The organism is Streptomyces zaehneri (assembly GCF_032248645.1).
In the GTDB taxonomy this organism is placed as follows: Bacteria; Actinomycetota; Actinomycetes; order Streptomycetales; family Streptomycetaceae; genus Streptomyces; species Streptomyces coriariae.
The window spans coordinates 1-16,860 of record NZ_JASTTJ010000029.1 but is presented as its reverse complement, the minus strand read 5'-3'; the positions used below and the strand labels follow the sequence as shown (position 1 = coordinate 16,860).

Annotated in this window: 16 protein-coding genes; 12 read left to right on the top strand and 4 right to left on the bottom strand. The window is 69.5% G+C overall.

The window, feature by feature from the left end; genetic code table 11:
• Positions 1–9: 9 nt before the first annotated feature.
• Positions 10–1,068, bottom strand: coding sequence for a DegT/DnrJ/EryC1/StrS family aminotransferase (locus tag QQM72_RS35105; protein ID WP_314224842.1), 1,059 nt, complete (start codon positions 1,066–1,068; stop codon positions 10–12).
• Between the two features lie 36 nt (positions 1,069–1,104).
• Positions 1,105–2,049 (bottom strand): GDP-mannose 4,6-dehydratase, encoded by a 945-nt coding sequence (locus QQM72_RS35100; RefSeq protein ID WP_314224841.1) that lies wholly within the window; start codon positions 2,047–2,049, stop codon positions 1,105–1,107.
• Between the two features lie 218 nt (positions 2,050–2,267).
• On the opposite strand from QQM72_RS35100, the gene QQM72_RS35095 reads away from it, so the two are divergent.
• The 4 genes from QQM72_RS35095 (at position 2,268) to QQM72_RS35080 (ending at position 6,326) form a co-directional block, all read left to right on the top strand.
• Positions 2,268–3,671 (top strand): hypothetical protein, encoded by a 1,404-nt coding sequence (locus tag QQM72_RS35095; protein WP_314224840.1) that lies wholly within the window; start codon positions 2,268–2,270, stop codon positions 3,669–3,671.
• 79 nt (positions 3,672–3,750) lie between these two features.
• A complete protein-coding gene (locus QQM72_RS35090; RefSeq protein ID WP_314224839.1) occupies positions 3,751–4,920 on the top strand; it encodes a fructose-bisphosphatase class II in 1,170 nt (389 codons plus the stop codon).
• Between the two features lie 64 nt (positions 4,921–4,984).
• Positions 4,985–5,764, top strand: a complete 780-nt coding sequence (locus QQM72_RS35085) for an HAD-IIB family hydrolase (RefSeq protein ID WP_314224838.1) — start codon at positions 4,985–4,987, stop codon at positions 5,762–5,764.
• Between the two features lie 115 nt (positions 5,765–5,879).
• The gene (locus QQM72_RS35080) at positions 5,880–6,326 is read left to right on the top strand and encodes an NUDIX hydrolase (RefSeq protein ID WP_314224837.1); all 447 of its coding nucleotides are present in this window, start codon (positions 5,880–5,882) and stop codon (positions 6,324–6,326) included.
• 18 nt (positions 6,327–6,344) lie between these two features.
• On the opposite strand, the gene QQM72_RS35075 is transcribed toward QQM72_RS35080, so the two are convergent.
• Complete coding sequence (locus QQM72_RS35075) at positions 6,345–6,803, bottom strand: metallopeptidase family protein (RefSeq protein ID WP_314224836.1); 459 nt, start codon at positions 6,801–6,803, stop codon at positions 6,345–6,347.
• A gap of 290 nt (positions 6,804–7,093) precedes the next feature.
• Between QQM72_RS35075 and QQM72_RS35070 the strand changes: the two genes are divergently transcribed.
• The 7 genes from QQM72_RS35070 to QQM72_RS35040 all read left to right on the top strand — a co-directional run bounded on the left by QQM72_RS35070 (position 7,094) and on the right by QQM72_RS35040 (position 14,177).
• Positions 7,094–7,498: a DUF3499 domain-containing protein gene (locus QQM72_RS35070; RefSeq protein WP_399079832.1), complete on the top strand. Its 405-nt coding sequence runs from the start codon at positions 7,094–7,096 to the stop codon at positions 7,496–7,498.
• Positions 7,499–7,644: 146 nt separating this feature from the next.
• Entirely contained in the window at positions 7,645–7,818 is a 174-nt protein-coding gene (locus QQM72_RS35065; RefSeq protein ID WP_314224834.1) for a Trm112 family protein, read from the top strand.
• 195 nt (positions 7,819–8,013) lie between these two features.
• Positions 8,014–9,147, top strand: a complete 1,134-nt coding sequence (locus tag QQM72_RS35060; protein WP_314224833.1) for an SIS domain-containing protein — start codon at positions 8,014–8,016, stop codon at positions 9,145–9,147.
• Positions 9,148–9,286: 139 nt separating this feature from the next.
• On the top strand, positions 9,287–10,438 hold the full coding sequence (gene manA, locus QQM72_RS35055) for a mannose-6-phosphate isomerase, class I (RefSeq protein ID WP_314224832.1): 1,152 nt from the start codon (positions 9,287–9,289) through the stop codon (positions 10,436–10,438).
• 135 nt (positions 10,439–10,573) lie between these two features.
• Complete coding sequence (locus QQM72_RS35050) at positions 10,574–11,554, top strand: cation diffusion facilitator family transporter (RefSeq protein WP_314224831.1); 981 nt, start codon at positions 10,574–10,576, stop codon at positions 11,552–11,554.
• A gap of 348 nt (positions 11,555–11,902) precedes the next feature.
• Positions 11,903–13,360 (top strand): adenosylhomocysteinase, encoded by a 1,458-nt coding sequence (ahcY, locus tag QQM72_RS35045; protein WP_314224830.1) that lies wholly within the window; start codon positions 11,903–11,905, stop codon positions 13,358–13,360.
• A gap of 202 nt (positions 13,361–13,562) precedes the next feature.
• The gene (locus QQM72_RS35040; protein ID WP_314224829.1) at positions 13,563–14,177 is read left to right on the top strand and encodes a hypothetical protein; all 615 of its coding nucleotides are present in this window, start codon (positions 13,563–13,565) and stop codon (positions 14,175–14,177) included.
• Between the two features lie 36 nt (positions 14,178–14,213).
• On the opposite strand, the gene QQM72_RS35035 is transcribed toward QQM72_RS35040, so the two are convergent.
• A complete protein-coding gene (locus tag QQM72_RS35035; protein WP_314224828.1) occupies positions 14,214–15,311 on the bottom strand; it encodes an RDD family protein in 1,098 nt (365 codons plus the stop codon).
• Between the two features lie 130 nt (positions 15,312–15,441).
• Between QQM72_RS35035 and QQM72_RS35030 the strand changes: the two genes are divergently transcribed.
• Positions 15,442–16,449: a stage II sporulation protein M gene (locus tag QQM72_RS35030; RefSeq protein ID WP_314224827.1), complete on the top strand. Its 1,008-nt coding sequence runs from the start codon at positions 15,442–15,444 to the stop codon at positions 16,447–16,449.
• The last annotated feature ends 411 nt before the right edge of the window (positions 16,450–16,860 follow it).

Here is a 16,860-nt window from a genome sequence, read left to right as displayed (position 1 = left end):
TCGGCCGGATCACACGAGATGTTCGGCCACCGCATCGATCTCGGCCGGGGTCATGTGCGACCAGGTCGGCAGCCACATCGCCGTCCTGGAAACCTCGGAGGCGTGCACGCAGGGCCGGGGCGCGTACGGGCGGTACAGGTCGAGGTCACTCAGAGCCGGCCAGACGGCGCGGGCGTCGACCCCGGCTTGTCGCGCCCGCCGCACTACGGCGTCCCGTTCGCGAGTGGTGGCGCAGTACAGCCAGCAGGACGGTGAGGCCCACGGTTCCTTCGGGCGCGGAGAGAAGCCTCGCCCCGCGAGACGGACGTCGTAGAGGCGCGCGGCTTCCAGACGGCCGGCCACCAGTTCTTCCCAGCGCTCCGTCTGGGCGGTGCCGACGGCCGCGCTCAGGTTGGTCATCCTTCCGTTCCGGCCGGCCACGGTGTGGTGGTAGGGCTGGTCCGTCTCCATGCCGTGATGCGCAAGAAGCCGGACCCTGGCGGCCAGTTCCGCGTCATCCGTGAGGACGGCCCCACCCTCCCCTGAGGTGATGGCCTTGTTCACATGGAAACTGAAGATCGACGCGACACCGAAACCGCCGGCCTGACCCTTGGCAGTCCTCGCTCCATGGGCCTGCGCCGCGTCTTCGACGATCGGCACCTCCAGCTCGGCGAGCCGTTCATAGTCACAGGGATGCCCCATCAGATCGACCGCTATGACAGCCTTTGTGCGCCGTGTGCGCAGCGCGCGGGCGGCGCTGGGGTCGATGGTCCAGTTCGCGGCGTCGATGTCGCACAGCACCGGAACGGCACCCACGGTCAGTACCGCGGCCGCCGGCGCGGCGAAGGTCAGCGCGGGGAGGATGACCTCGTCGTCGGGGCCGACACCCAACGCCGACAACACGATCTCCAGAGCTGTGGTGCCACTGGAGACGGCCGTCGCGTACGCCCTGCCGATTCGTTGTTCCAGAGCCCGTTCCAATGCACCGACGTACGGGCCGGTTCCGGAGATCCAGCCCGACGCCATCGCGTCCTGTACGTTCCGGGACTCCTGGCTGCCCAGGGTCGGCCGGGACAACGGGAACCTCATCCACACCTCGCAGGCTGTCGTCGCAGTTCATGCGCTTCAGTTCAGCGTCGCGTCACCTGAGGAGGTGACCGGCAGTTCTCGCCTCACGGACTCGTGCGCGCGGGCTTCGGCGAGAACGTCGCCGAGGCTGGTCGCGAGGGGGATGACGGCCCGCCACCCCGTTTGTGCCTGTGTCTTCCCCGGATCCCCGATCAGGTTCCGTGCGTCCGCCCCGCGCACCAGCGCGGGATCCTGGCGGTAATCCAGTGAACCGTCGACGAGGGAGATCATCGTCTCGACCAGAGTGCGGACCGAGACGCCGCGACCGGTGCAGAGGTTGTAGACCTCGCCGGGCCGTCCGTCCGTCATGAGCAGCCGCAGCCCGCCCACCGCGTCCCGCACATCCAGGAAGTCCCTGCGTGCCTCGAGGTTCCCGACTGTGATCCGGGTCTGCCCGGTTCGGGCCGCTGAGACGACACGGCGGGAGAGCGAGGGGACCAGATACCCCCCACCTTGGGAGGGACCTATGACGTTGAAGGGCCGCACGATGACAACCGGCAGGTTGTACGCGGCGAGGTAGTGGCGGGCCGCCGACTCGACCGCCAGCTTGCTCGCCGCATACGGCGAGATCGGGGCGGGCGTCCTGCTCTCCTCGATGGGCACGTCGAAGCAGGTGCCGTCGAACACACTGGCACTGCTCATGACGATGATCTTCGCGGTGGGGAACACGGAGCGGACGGTTCTCAGGAGCGAGAGAGTGCCCTGCGCGTTCGTGCGCCACGTGTGGGCGGGGTCCTGCCATGACAGCCCGACACTGGCCTGGGCCGCCAGGTGATAGATGTGATCGGGGCGGGCCCTGTCCAGCACTCGTGCCAGGCGCGCCGTGTCACCGATGTCGCAGTACGGGAGGTCGACCTCCGTCACGTCCTCGCCCATGGAGCGGAGGAAGGCGCAGAGCTGGGAGCCGATGAATCCCGATGCCCCGGTGACGACGACCCTCATCGGTAGCTACTCGGAAAGAACATGCCCCTCCAGCCCGTGCCCGTCGAGTGGGGCTGGAATCATAGGACGTCGACACGGTGATCGGTCAACAGGGCGTTGACATCAGGAGGGTGACGGAATGTCAGTCGTCGCGTCAGTCCACCCGGGTAGAGATATCTTCGACGCGGGCCCGGGACGGGGCCACTGCCCGTCTGCCGCAGATGCCGGAGGAGACAGAAGTGGACCACCAGTTCGCCGTCCTCACTGACCTCAGCGACGTTCCTGAGCCCCCGGCACCTGAGCGGCTGCGCATCAGTGGCTGTTCGGTCGTCGTGCACTTCGCCCACCGCCTCCGGGAGGGCGTCGACTTCTCACACGTGTCCTCGTCCGGCGGGCTGCCGGAGATCGACGACGACCGCTCGTACCAGACCAAAGTGCGGCCCGGTTCCGGTCTCGTGTACTCCGCACTGTTCGACTCCGGCCCACTGCCCGCCGCGCTTGCTCGCGTAGTGGGAAGCAACCACGCCGCCGGACTGCGGCAGGCCGCGGTCTCCCTCGGCGGAGAGTATGTGCTGACCGCCCTGCCCCTTCTGCTGTCCGTCCCCGGTCCGATCACCCGCGAGACCGCAGCGATCGAGCTGACCACTCCGCTGACCACCGACACGCTTCTGCGCTTCGTCTCCTTGCTCGGTGCTCCGGAGATCTCCCGCACCCTCGCCGAGCAATGCGCCCGAGCACTGGCACGAACCGTCGGCATCGCGCCCGGGGACATCGAGAAGACCTGGGCCGTGGAGGGATCCGTCGCCGTCCAGGTATGGAACCTCGACGGCACACAGAACCGCGCGACCACGAGCCTCTACGCGGGTGTGGACGAGTCCGCCAGATACGCCTGGGAGATAGCGGCCCTTCTCTCCTACGCGACGGACCATCTTGTGGAGGACGGCCTGTGGTTGCGGCGCAGCCCGCAGAGCGTCTTCGGCCATGTGGGCACCGGCATGGCGTTCTTCGACGATCACATGGTGTTCGTCAACTCGGACTGCTGCCTGGAGATGGCGCATCTGCCCGCCTGGCTGCGAGGCAGGTCTCAATTCCGCCTGTCGGAATACGGATTCGATTCCTCGTCCATCTTTGTGTGGACGGTGGGCATCCTGCGCAGGATCGTCTACGACGATCTGGGCTCGCGCTACCGGGCGGCGCTCGCGGCGCTTGCCATGCTGAACGAGATATCCCCGGCGGAGCAGTCGCAGCTGACGCGCCGGAGGGTCCAGCACGCGGCGCTACTAGACCGCTGCGTCGGCTTCCGGGAGAAGCTCATCGAGGGCAGGAACCGGAGCCTGGACGAATGGGCGGTGAGGGAGCGTCCTGCCGCAGAGGTGATGGCCACCCTCAACCGGGACATGGAGAAATGCGAAACCGTCTCGCTGAGCCTTCTCAGGGTTCGCGAAGACCAGGAGAAGAATCGGCGGGACTCCTTGATCGCCGTCATGGGAGTCGTTTTGGCCGTCGTGCAGATTCCCGATTTCGTGGACCAGGTCGCCGGCTGGCTGGACGGCCGCCGATGGGCGCTGTTGGGCATCTCGGCCTTGCTGATCGTCGTGCCGCTCGCGGTGCTCCTGCGCGTGCGGCGCCGCAGGTCACGGTGATGTCGGTCACGACCGCTGCCGCGCCGGAGGCTCTCCTTGGAGCCCCGGGGACAACTGGAGAGAGAAGATGAACGAGATTTTGCGCAACGCGATCAAGGCGGTCGATGACCGGATCACCGAGGTCTCCGTCACCTGGCTAGACACGTCCGGATCGCACGATGGCGCGGACGGCGACGCGGCGGGGGGCGCGAACCCGGACGAGGACGCCACTCTGGTCGCCGCGATGGCCTCCGCCGCCCTCGCGGCCGCGCAGGCCCGTACGGGCTTCACGGACGGCATGACGTTGAACGACCGCAAGGTCGCCGTCGACGGCGCGGCCACCGAGGCAGCGGAGAAGATCCTGCGCCAAGCCCCCTTCGGAATCCGTGTCGCCGCGGGAGAAGGGGAACGCGACGACAGCCCGGGAGCCCACAGCGGACAGTGGCTCGGCCTGCCGGAGAGCGAGGCCTCCTGTGTCGTCGACGGCGTCTTCGACTACGTCGACGGGACGGAACTGGCTGCGACGGCTCAGCCGGGCGCCTTGACTCTGGGCGGCTTCGGCATCGGCGTCCGACCGGTCCCCGACCTCCAGGCGTACGCCGTTCTGGCCCCGGTCGAGGTGCTCCATGACCTCGACATGATGCCCAGGCCGGAGGACGGCGTCGTTCCTCTGCTGGAACGCATCGCCGCGTCCGTGGGGAAGCTCCCGGCCGACTTGACCGTGTCCACACACTCGATCGCCTCCAACCCGATGCACCACACACTGATCGACCTCATGCGGGGCCGGGTGCGCGCGGTGCTCGTCCCGGAGAGCGTCACCGTGGAGCCGCCGTATCTCCTGTCGCTCGTCGGCCTGAGCGAGCCCCGGATCGACAGCATGATCGGGGCCATCGGCCTGTCGGAACTCGCGTTCGCCGCTGGTCTGGTGGACCTTGTGGCACCCGAGCTCGGCTTTGCGTTTCGGCTGGCCTCCGTGTCGGGACCACGAGCCGAGCCGGACCTGGCGCGCCTTGACGCGCTGTTCAAATTTTCCGAGGATGAGGAGGCTGCGCTGAGTTTCAGTGGCTGGGACAAGGATCGCCAATACACGAGCGGGGAGCTGGTCCGGCCGGGAACCAGCAGGGCCGCGGCCCTGTTCGCTGTGACGGACAACCCTGCTCTCGGTATTCGTGGACCGGAACCAGAGGGGGAGGGCGTGGCTCACGTGGAGGGGTTCCTGGTCAAGCCATCGGCGAGGGTCGGCAGAATCAGGCTTGGCTACCGCAGATGAACCTGTCCCGGCCGACGAGCTGGATGAAGCAAAGGATGGCGCATTGGTACTGTCGAATCGCATAGTGGTGTTCGATCTGGATGACACTCTCGCCCTCTCCAAGGCGAAGATCACCCCTCGGATGTCCCAGTGCCTGCTGCGCCTTCTTTCCCAAAAGAACGTCTGCATCATCTCGGGTGGCCGGTATGAGCAGTTCCAGACTCAGGTTCTGGAGGAACTGCCGCTCACTCCGGAACTCGCCGAACGCCTCCACCTCATGCCGACCTGCGGTACGCGTTACCTGAGATGGGATGCGAGCGGTTGGCGGGACGTGTACTGCGAGAACCTTGCCGACGAGGAGAAGGCCCTCATCATCAGTGTCCTGACCGAGGGCGCGAAGTCCCTGGGGCTGTGGGCCGAGAACACGTGGGGCGAAGTGATCGAAGATCGCGGAAGCCAGGTCACGTTCTCCGCCCTGGGACAGCAGGCTCCCCACCACGCGAAGGTCGCCTGGGACCCCGACGGCTCCCGCCGCAGGGCTCTGTGGGCGTACGCGGCGGCGCGACTTCCCGACCTGGAGGTCCGCAGCGGCGGCTCGACCTCCATCGATGTCACGAAGAAGGGCATCGACAAGGCCTACGGCATGCAGCGGCTGCTGGAGTACCTCGACCTGCGCGTGGAGGACGTGCTCTTCATCGGCGACCGACTCGACGAGGGCGGCAACGACTACCCGGTCCGGCAGATGGGTGTGCCGTGCGTGGCCGTCACCGGGTGGGAGCAGACCGCCGACTACGTCGAGGCCCTCCTGGCGCCGGAGGGGGCCCCGGCAGCACCCCCGCTGCTGGCCCCGCTGGACCTGAGATGAACAGGCCCTGTCACTCGTGAGCCCGTCGGCGGACCGCGACAGGCACTGGCAGACGCTGTCCAGGACCACGGTCTACGAGGCGTACGGCAGGTCTGTGGTGGAGGTCAGATACCGCATGCCGTCTGGCAAGATCGATACCTTCAGCGTCCGCGAGGACCTGCCGAGCGTCGCCGTGCTCGCTCTTACCGCGGCGGGCGAGGTTCTCGTCACCCGGCAGTTCCGGCCCGGCCCCGGGCAGCTCGTGTACGAGCTGCCCGGGGGCTATGTGGGCGAGGGGGAGACCCCGCTGGCCGCCGCGGAGCGTGAGCTGCTCGAGGAGACGGGATACGGCGGAGACCTCGAGGTGGTGGGAAAGTGCTTCGGCGACTCGTACAGCTCATCCACGAAATTCTGCGTGATCGGCCGACAGTGCAGCCCTCGGCAGCCGCCTCAGCCCGACGACACGGAGTTCATCGAGGTGCTGAAGGTTTCGCCGGGCGAACTGCGCCGGCTGCTTCGCTCCGGTGATGTCACCGACGTGGACCTTGCCTACCTGGGACTGGACGCCCTCGGTCTGCTGTGACGCCACGGCCGCGAGCCGTCACTCCTCGCCGTAGCGGGGGTCGACGTTCTCCGGCGACAGGCCCAGCAGCTCTGCGACCTGCTCGACGAGCACGTCGTGCACCAGCAGCGCACGCTCCTCACGGTTCTTGCTGCGGATCTCCACCGGACGCCGGTAGACGACGATGCGGGGCGGAAGGCCCTTGGTCGCCGCCACGAGCCTGCCCAGCGGCACGCCGTCCTCCGGCACAGGTCCGCCCGCCACGGCCGCATCCAGATGATCGGGTACCTCTTGCACGACGAATTGCACGTCCGCCAGTTGCGGCCAGCGTCGCTCCAGACGCTCGGCGGCGTCGCGGACGAGGTCGTCGAAGGCGTCCGCCCGGCTCAGCGACAGGGGCACCTGGGGCGGCGCGATGGGGCCGCGCATGCCGCGGCCGTGGCGATCGCGGCGGCGCTGGCGCTGCGTGGGCTGGGGCGGCGGCGTAGGGGTGTCCATCCCTCAGAGCGTATCCGTCGAGGCGCCCGGCCATGTGGTGCCGTCCGGCAATGCGTGGCGGCTGTCCGCCCGCTCATCGACCGTCCGTGCACACTCCGTGATCGTCCATAAAAGCCCGCCTTCTATGTTTCAACGGTCTATATTTCGCAATGTGATCGCTTTTTTCCCTTATTCGTCCGGCTCTGCTCTCGGCGGGATAGAAGCCATTTTCGGCCTACCGTAGTTCGGGCCTCGGACACGGAAATGTGATCATCCCGGCGAACCGGGCGACACGACGGACTGACGTCGTGATGCGTCGTCGCGGCCCGCTCAAGAGTGCGGTACGGTCCAACGTCGTGAGTCCTGTCCGTCGTTGTTCGCGCACCGCGTGTGGCCGTCCTGCCGTCGCGACACTGACGTACGTCTACGCGGACTCCACCGCCGTCCTCGGCCCTCTGGCCACCTACGCCGAACCTCACTGCTACGACCTGTGTGCCGAGCACTCCGAGCGCCTGACCGCCCCGCGCGGTTGGGAGGTCGTCAGACTGGCAAACGACGTCGGCCCCGCTCGCCCCACCGGCGACGACCTCGAAGCCCTGGCCAACGCTGTCCGGGAGGCTGCCCGCCCCCAGCAGCGCGGGGAGGAGCGGGAGGTCAAATCCCGGGAAATCCCCCGGCGCGGCCATCTGCGCGTCCTGCGCTCGCCCGAGCCGTAGACCACTGCGGCACCGGCTTCACCGGCCGATCACGTGGAGGCCCGCGACTGGTTCGGCAATGCCCCGCGCGAGTTATTTTGCCGCCCGGCTATAGGCTGATCAGAGCCGCCGAATCTCCGCGTCTGACCTGCGAAGGACACACCACGATGCCGCTCGTCGAATCCAGCCTGCTGGACATCCTCGCCTGCCCCGCCTGTCACTCCCCCCTGGAGGAGCAGGACACGGAGCTGATCTGCACGGGCCAGGACTGCGGCCTGGCCTACCCCGTCCGGGACGGCATCCCCGTCCTCCTCGTCGACGAGGCCCGCCGCCCCGCGTAACAGCGCTCCGCGCGACCGCACACCGCGCCGCGCGACCGCACACCGCGCCGCCCCCGGGCCGGCTGCCGCCCCCGCCCGAGCACCCCGGCGCCCGGCCGCGCCCGGCGCCGAGCACCACGCCTGCCGGGCGACGCCCCGCCACATCCCACCCGGCCCGCACACCGACGACGCCCCAGGCGATCGGAGACTGCCGACATGCTCGACGACTCGCTGCTCGACACGCCGGAGGCCCTGGACGAGGCCGATCACCGGGCCCTCCTGCGCGGCGCGGCCGAAGCCGGCGCCCGCGTCCGCACCGCCGCCCGGTACGCGGCCGAGGCCGGCGTCCACGACCTCCAGCCGGACGGCCGCCCCCGCGCGATCCTCATCGCGGGCCCCGGCGCGGCGGCCACCTGCGTCGCCGACCTCCTCGGCACGCTCGCAGGCGCCGCCTGCCCCGTCATCCGCCTGACACCCACCGGCGTAGCCCCCGCCGCAGGCGCCCTGCGCTGGGAACTCCCCGGCTGGGCGGGCTCCGTGGACCTTCTCCTCATCGCCACCCCCGACGGCAGCGAGCCCGGCCTCTCCCTCCTCGCCGAACAGGCCTACCGCCGCGGCTGCACGGTCGCCGCCGTGGCCCCCGCCGACTCCCCGCTCACCGAAGCGGCCGGCGCCGCCCACGGACTGTTCGTGCCGCTCGCGACCGCACCGTACGAACAGGACGAGGGAGTACCGGACGCGGCCTCCGCCCCCGGAATCCTCTGGGCCCTCCTCACTCCCCTCCTCGCCCTCCTCGACCGCGTCGCCCTGCTCTCCGCCCCGCCCGAGGAACTCGAACGGGTCGCCGACCGGCTCGACCAGGTCGCCGAACGCTGCGGCCCCGCCGTCGCGACCTACAGCAACCCGGCGAAGACCCTGGCCGGCGAACTCGCCGACTCCCTCCCGGTGATCTGGACCGAAGGCACCTCGGCCGGCCCCGCGGGCCGCCGCTTCGCCGCCGCCCTCGCCGAACTCGCCGGCCGCCCCGCCCTGGTGGCCGAACTCCCCCAAGCCCTCGCCGAGCACAACGCGATCCTGGCCGGCCCCCTCGCCGCCGGCGCCGACCCGGACGACTTCTTCCGCGACCGCGTCGAGGAAGCGCCCGCGCTGCACGCACGCGTGGTGCTGCTGCGCGACCGTCCGATCGGCGGCCTCACCGCCGCCTCGGCCGCCCGCGAACTGGCCCTCAGCCACGACACGCCGATCAGCGAACTCGAGCCCGAAGCAGGCGACGAACTCGTCACCCTCGCCGAACTGATCGCCACCACGGATTTCGCCGCCGTCTACCTGGCCCTCGCCTCAGGAGCCTGACCCGACCCCGACCGTCACCCGAGAGTCACCGGACACAGACGGCGGACACCAGCCGACGGCAGACGGCAGAAGACGCGCGACGGACGGCAGAAGACCGACAGACCGAGAGACCGGCAGACCGGCAGGCAGAGAGAACCGCATGGACCGCCTCGACAACACCATCCGCCCCTACGCCTGGGGTTCCCCCACCGCGATCCCGCACCTGCTCGGCACCGAGCCGACCGGCGAACCGCAGGCCGAGATGTGGATGGGCGCCCACCCGGGCGCACCCTCACGCACCGACCGAGGCACCCTCGTCGAGATCATCGAGGCTGATCCGCACCAGGAACTCGGCGCGGCGACGGTCACCAAGTTCGGCCCCCGCCTCCCGTTCCTCCTCAAGATCCTCGCCGCCGGCGCCCCCCTCTCCCTCCAGGTCCACCCCGACCTGCAACAGGCCCAGAAGGGATACGAGGACGAGGAACGCCGAGGCATTCCCGTCGACGCACCGCACCGCAACTACAAGGACGCCAACCACAAGCCCGAACTCATCTGTGCCCTCACCGAGTTCGACGGCCTGTGCGGTTTCCGCGCCCCCGCACACGCGGCCGACCTGCTGGACGGCCTCGGCGTCGACTCCCTCAAGCCGTACGTCGACCTCCTGCACGCCCAGCCGGAGGAAGCCGCCCTGCGCGAGGTCCTCACCGCGATCCTCAGCGCCGACCGCGAGGAGATGGCCCACACCGTCGCCCAGGCAGCGGCCGCCTGCGACCGCCTCGGCGGCGACTACGCCCCCTACGCCGGCATCGCCCACCACTACCCCGGCGACCCCGGCGTCATCGCCGCGATGCTGCTGAACCACGTGCGACTCCAGCCCGGCGAGGCCCTGTTCCTCGGCGCCGGCATCCCGCACGCCTACCTCGACGGCCTCGGCGTCGAGATCATGGCCAACTCCGACAACGTCCTGCGCTGCGGCCTCACCCCCAAGCACGTCGACGTCCCCGAACTCCTGCGCATCGTCCGCTTCGAGCCCGCCGACCCCGGCGTCCTGCGCCCCGAAGCCGCCCCGGACGGCGAAGAGGTCTACGACACCCCCATCGACGAGTTCCGCCTGTCGCGCTACGTCCTCTCGCCGGGCGCCACCGCCCACGACCTCACCCTCCCCACCCCGCAGATCCTGCTCTGCACCGCGGGCACCGTCCGAGCGGGCGAGCACGCGCTGACACCCGGCACGTCTGTCTTCGTCCCCGCTGGGCACAAGGCCGAAGTGGCGGGGGCGGGTACGGTCTTCCGGGCCACGGTCGTCGTATGACTCCTGTCGTGACGACCTGACGCACCGCTGCCGAACAGGGCTGCAAGAATGGCCCCCCGGCAAAGGAGGGGCAAAGCCGAAGTCGGCCCCGCCCTGCACGGCGTACGCACGTAGGCGAAGGGACAACGCGAAAACATGAGCGCGTCAGGCGGCAGCAAGGCGATCGTGGCGGCACTGGGGGCCAACCTCGCGATCGCGGCATCGAAGTTCGTGGCGTTCGCGTTCAGCGGCTCGTCGTCGATGCTCGCCGAAGGCGTGCACTCGCTCGCCGACTCCGGCAACCAGGCCCTGCTCCTCGTAGGCGGCAAGAAGGCCCAGCGCGAGGCCACCCCGCAACACCCCTTCGGCTACGGCCGCGAGCGCTACATCTACGCCTTCCTCGTCTCCATCGTCCTCTTCTCGGTCGGCGGCATGTTCGCCATCTACGAGGGCTACGAGAAGATCAAGCACCCGCACCAGATCGAGCACTGGTACTGGCCCGTCGGAGTCCTCGTCTTCGCGATCATCGCCGAGGGCTTCTCGTTCCGCACGGCCATCAAGGAGTCCAACCCCCTGCGGGGCGAACACACCTGGACGGAGTTCGTCCGCCGCGCCAAGGCCCCCGAACTCCCGGTCGTCCTCCTGGAGGACCTCGGCGCCCTCGTCGGCCTGATCCTCGCGCTCGGCGGCGTCGGCCTCGCGCTGCTCACCGACGACGGCGTCTGGGACGGCATCGGCACGCTCTGCATCGGTGTCCTCCTGGTCCTCATCGCGCTCGTCCTGGCCGCCGAGACCAAGTCCCTCCTGCTCGGCGAGGCCGCGACCGCCGAAGACCTCCGGAAGATCGAGGCGGCGGTCGTCGACGGTGACACCGTCACCCGCGTCATCCACATGCGCACCCTCCACCTCGGCCCCGAGGAACTCCTGGTCGCCGCCAAGATCGCCGTCCAGCACGACGACACCGCCGCCCAGATCGCCACCGCCATCAACGCCGCCGAGGCCCGCATCCGCACCGCGGTCCCCATCGCCCGCGTCATCTACCTCGAGCCCGACGTCTACAGCGAGGCCGAGGCCGCCAAGGGATCCGACCGCGAGGCGACCCCGGGCGGCCCCTCCCAGCACCCGGCCGAGCACTGACCCGCACCACCCCGACAGGGCCCGCCCACACCAGGCGGGCCCTGTCGCCGTTCCACCCCCCATCTCCTTCGGCCCGGTCCATCTCCGATCGTGATCGGCTCGATCTGATCGGAGGTGGACTGGGGCCGCCCCGCCACTCCGGTGTAGCTTGGAACGGAAGCCAGACGTCGCTGCTGATGGCGGTCGGGCGGTCCCAGTGCGGACCGTCCGAGGGAGAGAGGGCCTCCGACGGACTGCGCTGCGCGCACCTGGGCATGCCCATGCCCTTCATCGGGCACCCCTGTGTCCGCCGCCGCGCAGACCAGCCGTACCCACTCTCTCGACCAAAACCCCGAGGAGCAGCTCACCATGACGACTGTCGACAACCGACAGGACTTCAAGGTCGCCGATCTCTCCCTGGCCGCCTTCGGCCGCAAGGAGATCACCCTCGCCGAGCACGAGATGCCCGGCCTGATGGCGATCCGCAAGGAATTCGCCGCCACCCAGCCGCTGGCCGGCGCCCGGATCACGGGCTCGCTGCACATGACGGTGCAGACCGCCGTGCTGATCGAGACCCTGGTCGCCCTGGGCGCCGAGGTCCGCTGGGTGTCCTGCAACATCTTCTCCACGCAGGACCACGCGGCCGCCGCGATCGCGGTGGGCCCGCACGGCACGCCCGACGACCCGCAGGGCGTCCCGGTCTTCGCCTGGAAGGGCGAGACGCTGGAGGAGTACTGGTGGTGCACGGAGCAGGCCCTGACCTGGCCGGGCAGCCCGACGGGCGGCCCGAACATGATCCTGGACGACGGCGGTGACGCCACGCTCCTGGTCCACAAGGGCGTCGAGTACGAGAAGGCCGGCAAGGTTCCGCCGGCCGAGACGGCCGAGAACGACGAGCACCGGGTCGTCCTCGAGCTGCTGAACCGCACGATCACCGAGGGCTCGCGGAAGTGGACGCAGCTCGCCTCGGAGATCCGCGGTGTGACCGAGGAGACCACGACGGGTGTCCACCGCCTGTACGAGATGCACCGCGACGGCAGCCTGCTGTTCCCGGCGATCAACGTCAACGACGCGGTCACCAAGTCGAAGTTCGACAACAAGTACGGCTGCCGGCACTCCCTGATCGACGGCATCAACCGCGCCACCGACGTCCTGATCGGCGGCAAGACCGCGGTCGTCTTCGGCTACGGCGACGTCGGCAAGGGCTGCGCGGAGTCGCTGCGCGGCCAGGGCGCCCGGGTCATCGTCACCGAGATCGACCCGATCTGCGCGCTGCAGGCGGCGATGGACGGCTACCAGGTGACCACCCTCGACGAGGTCGTCGAGACGGCGGACATCTTCGTCACCACGACCGGCAACAAGGACATCATCATGGCCGCGGACATGGCCCGGATGAAGCACCAGGCGATCGTCGGGAACATCGGCCACTTCGACAACGAGATCGACATGGCCGGCCTGGCGAAGATCGAGGGCATCGTCAAGGACGAGGTCAAGCCGCAGGTCCACACCTGGACCTTCCCCGACGGCAAGGTCCTCATCGTGCTGTCGGAGGGCCGCCTGCTCAACCTGGGCAACGCCACCGGCCACCCGTCCTTCGTGATGTCCAACTCCTTCGCCGACCAGACCCTGGCCCAGATCGAGCTGTTCACCAAGCCCGACGAGTACCCGGTCGACGTCTACGTGCTGCCCAAGCACCTCGACGAGAAGGTCGCCCGCCTCCACCTGGACGCACTCGGCGTCAAACTCACCACCCTGCGCCCCGAACAGGCCTCGTACATCGGTGTCGACATCGAGGGCCCCTACAAGTCGGACCACTACCGCTACTGAGCCCGCAGCTCCACCCGCTGAAAGCGCGTCCGTGCACTGACGCGCTTCTCGGCACCAGGTAGGTCAGCAGGTCCTCCGAGGCAGGCCCCCGCACCCCCGTGCCGGGGGCCTGCCCCTTCGGCCCACGGCCGGACCGGCCGTCAGCCTGCCTGGCCGACCCGTCGAGACGGACCCGACCGGCCCGTCACACCCCAGGACCCCGATGCCCCGCGGCCGATATTCGCTCCACGATCCGCACGATCACACCCCCCTCGCACACGAGCACTTCCAATGCGCCCCCGGCCCCTCCGGCTGGCGCTACGTCTCCCGACTGACCACTGCCACCGGCGACCACACCGGCTCCGTCGACCTCACCCTCGACGATCTCGGCCGCCCGCTCCGCCTCGAACTCCACGCGAGCAGCTGGCAGGTCCGCGGTGCGGCCCTCGACGGCGTCACCTGGGTCCGCACCGACCCCACGGGCACTCAGGCCACGGAAGGCAATGTCCCCGCCCACGCCTTCACCGGCACATCCCCCGCATTCCTCGTCGCCACCACGCGGCTCCTACGCCTCACCCCCTCCTCCTCGGCAACCCGAGTACGCCTCGTGGCCTTCACCGATCCGGTCCTCGCCCCGCGCACCGTGGACCAGTCCTGGGCCTTGCTCAGAAGAGAAACACACGCCACTGACAACGGCCCTCTGACCGTGGACGAATACCAGGTCACAGCTTTGGACACCGGGGAGCAGCACGCGGTGCACATCGCCGGTGACGTCGTCCTCGCGGCCCCCGGCATCGAACTGGAAGACCTCGAAACACCCCCGTCGACCTTCGACTGAAGCCACCCCCCCCGGCCGGCGCCACCCCGGCCGGCGCTACGCCGGCGGCGCGAACCCCGTGGCCGGGCCCTGCGACGGTTCGTCAGGCAACTTCTCCACAGGCGGCCCCCCGAGCCGTCCCTCACCTGCCGACGGGACCCCAGGAGCCGCAGCAGACGACTGTCCCGCCGCAGGCCCGTACGCCACAGACGGCCCGTACGGCGGCGCGTAAGGCACCGGCGGCGTCGGTGGCGCGTACGGCGTCGGTGGCCCGTATGGAGCGGGCGGCCCATATGCCGGCGGGCCGTATGGCGTCGGGCCGTATGGCGTCGGCGGCCCGTAGGCCCCGGGCGCACCGCCCATACCTCCGGCCTCACCCCGCCCCGCGGGCCACCCCGCCACCGGACCGATTCCGAAGGCCCGCCGTGCCTCCCGGACCTGCCGCTCCTGCGTCATCGCCGCCAGATACGCCGCCCCCGGCACCCCATGCGGTATCGGCGTCCCCGTACGCGCGGCGAGATCTCCGGCCAGCCGCTCCGCCATGGCCCAGCCGACCTGCGGATCCAGCTGGTTCATCCGCCCCAGGTACTGGCGAACCGCCAGCCACAAGCCGTCCGGTACCGACGAAAGATCAACCGCCTGGAACCGACCCGCCAGCCAAGGCGGGGGCGGCGGCACGAAGCCGGAGCGCGCCACGGGCACCCGCTCCCGCACCACCAGTGTCCCGGCGAAGACATCCCCGAGCCGCCGCCCCCGCGCCGACACGAGCGAGGCGATACAGGCGACCACCCCGATCGTCAGCAGAATCTCCACCACCCCGAGCGCACCCCGCACCAACGCGTGCCGGAACCGGATCGGCCCACCGTCGTCCCGCACCACCCGCAGCCCGCACGCCATCTTCCCGAGCGACCGCCCGTGGCTGAGCGTCTCCACCGCGATCGGCCCGCCCACCAGTACCAGCAGAAACGCCGCGATCGACAGCGCGATCTGAGCCGCCTCGTCCAGGGATGCCGTCGCCGCCACCAGACCGATGCTCACGACGACGTAGACCACGAAGGCCACGGTCAGGTCCAGCAGCGTGGCCAGCGCTCGGCTGGGCAGCCTGGCGGGCCGCAGCTCCAACGCCACGGCCTCACCCGTCACCAGCTCACTCACGCCCGTCGTCCCTTCCGTGGCCCGCCCCGAGAACGGCCAGTCTGCCAAGCTGAGGGCACATCGCGCCGCAGTACGACAAGCTGACATCCATCACCGGCCGCCGACGAACAGCCGAGGAGCAGGCACACCGATGGACCTCGACGTCTTCGTCTCCGCCCACCGAGCCGAATGGGACCGCCTCGACGCCCTCCTGCGCCGCCAGCGCAGCCTGACCGGCGCCGAGACCGACGAACTCGTCACCCTCTACCAGCGCACCGCCACCCACCTGTCCCTGATCCAGTCCAGCGCGCCCGATCCACAGCTCACCGGTCGGCTCACCCAGCTCGTGGCACGCGCGCGTAGCGCGGTGACAGGAACCCGTCGCGCCTCTTGGCGCGACGTGACGCGCTTCCTGACACAGGGCTTTCCCGCCGCGGTGTACAGGTCACGCCACTGGTGGGTGCCCACGGCGCTCGTCTCCACCGCCGTCGCCGCCCTCCTGGGCTGGTGGATCGGCACCCACCCCGAAGTCCAGTCCTCCATAGCGGCCCCCGACGAACTGCGCGAGCTCACCCGACCCGGCGGCCTGTACGAGACGTACTACTCGAGCCACCAGGCCGCGGCGTTCGCCGCCCAGGTCTGGACGAACAACGCCCAGGCCGCAGCGATGTGCCTGGTCCTGGGTGTCTTCCTGGGCCTTCCGGTCCTCTGGATCCTCTTCCAGAACATGCTCAACCTCGGTATAGGGGCCGGCCTCATGTCCTCGGCGGGCCGGCTCGACACCTTTCTCGGCCTCGTCCTCCCGCACGGCCTGCTCGAACTGACCGCGGTCTTCGTCGCGGCCGGCACCGGGCTCCGCCTGGGCTGGACAGTGATCGACCCGGGCCCACGCACCCGGCGCACCGCCCTCGCAGAAGAGGGCCGAGCCGCGGTCGGCATGGCGATCGGCCTCGCGCTGGTCCTCTTCGTCTCCGGCGCCATCGAAGGCTTCGTCACCCCGTCGGGCCTACCGACATGGGCCCGCATCACCATCGGCATCACAGCCGAGCTGGCCTTCCTCGCATACGTCTACGTTCTGGGCGGCAGAGCCGTCCGTGCCGGGGAGACGGGCGACCTCGAGTCTGCCGAGCGCAGCGCCGAGGTGCCGACGGCCGCCTGATGTGCGGAGGGCCCCGCTGGCCTGCTAGTCTCCTCTTCGCCCCACAAAAACCGTTGACACGGAGCGCGTGGGGAGGTAGATTCGAACAGTTGCCTGGAACTGGACAGAGTCCGGTCGGTAGCGGTTAGTATCTGTCAGCCTCGTGAATCGATGATTCCACCGAGGCACTCCCGATAAATCGGAAAACGAATGGCCGGTCAGACCGGCCAGGAACTTCTGATAAAGTCGGAACCGCCGGAAAGGAATCCGCGAAACAAAAGCGGGAACCTGGAAAGCACCGAGGGAATCGGGTCGAGAAAAGATCTGATAGAGTCGGAAACGCAAGACCGAAGGGAAGCGCCCGGAGGAAAGCCTGAGAGAGTCTCTCGGGTGAGTACAAAGGAAGCGTCCGTTCCTTGAGAACTCAACAGC

Bases quoted from the DNA above. Each gene is read 5' to 3' on its own strand.
- QQM72_RS35105 (WP_314224842.1), bottom strand. From the start codon at position 1,068: ATGAGGTTCCCGTTGTCCCGGCCGACCCTGGGCAGCCAGGAGTCCCGG.
- manA (WP_314224832.1), top strand. From the start codon at position 9,287: ATGGACCGCCTCGACAACACCATCCGCCCCTACGCCTGGGGTTCCCCC.
- QQM72_RS35050 (WP_314224831.1), top strand. From the start codon at position 10,574: ATGAGCGCGTCAGGCGGCAGCAAGGCGATCGTGGCGGCACTGGGGGCC.
- QQM72_RS35070 (WP_399079832.1), top strand. From the start codon at position 7,094: ATGCGTCGTCGCGGCCCGCTCAAGAGTGCGGTACGGTCCAACGTCGTG.
- QQM72_RS35075 (WP_314224836.1), bottom strand. From the start codon at position 6,803: ATGGACACCCCTACGCCGCCGCCCCAGCCCACGCAGCGCCAGCGCCGC.
- QQM72_RS35065 (WP_314224834.1), top strand. From the start codon at position 7,645: ATGCCGCTCGTCGAATCCAGCCTGCTGGACATCCTCGCCTGCCCCGCC.
- QQM72_RS35060 (WP_314224833.1), top strand. From the start codon at position 8,014: ATGCTCGACGACTCGCTGCTCGACACGCCGGAGGCCCTGGACGAGGCC.
- QQM72_RS35030 (WP_314224827.1), top strand. From the start codon at position 15,442: ATGGACCTCGACGTCTTCGTCTCCGCCCACCGAGCCGAATGGGACCGC.
- ahcY (WP_314224830.1), top strand. From the start codon at position 11,903: ATGACGACTGTCGACAACCGACAGGACTTCAAGGTCGCCGATCTCTCC.
- QQM72_RS35080 (WP_314224837.1), top strand. From the start codon at position 5,880: ATGCCGTCTGGCAAGATCGATACCTTCAGCGTCCGCGAGGACCTGCCG.
- QQM72_RS35100 (WP_314224841.1), bottom strand. From the start codon at position 2,049: ATGAGGGTCGTCGTCACCGGGGCATCGGGATTCATCGGCTCCCAGCTC.
- QQM72_RS35040 (WP_314224829.1), top strand. From the start codon at position 13,563: ATGCCCCGCGGCCGATATTCGCTCCACGATCCGCACGATCACACCCCC.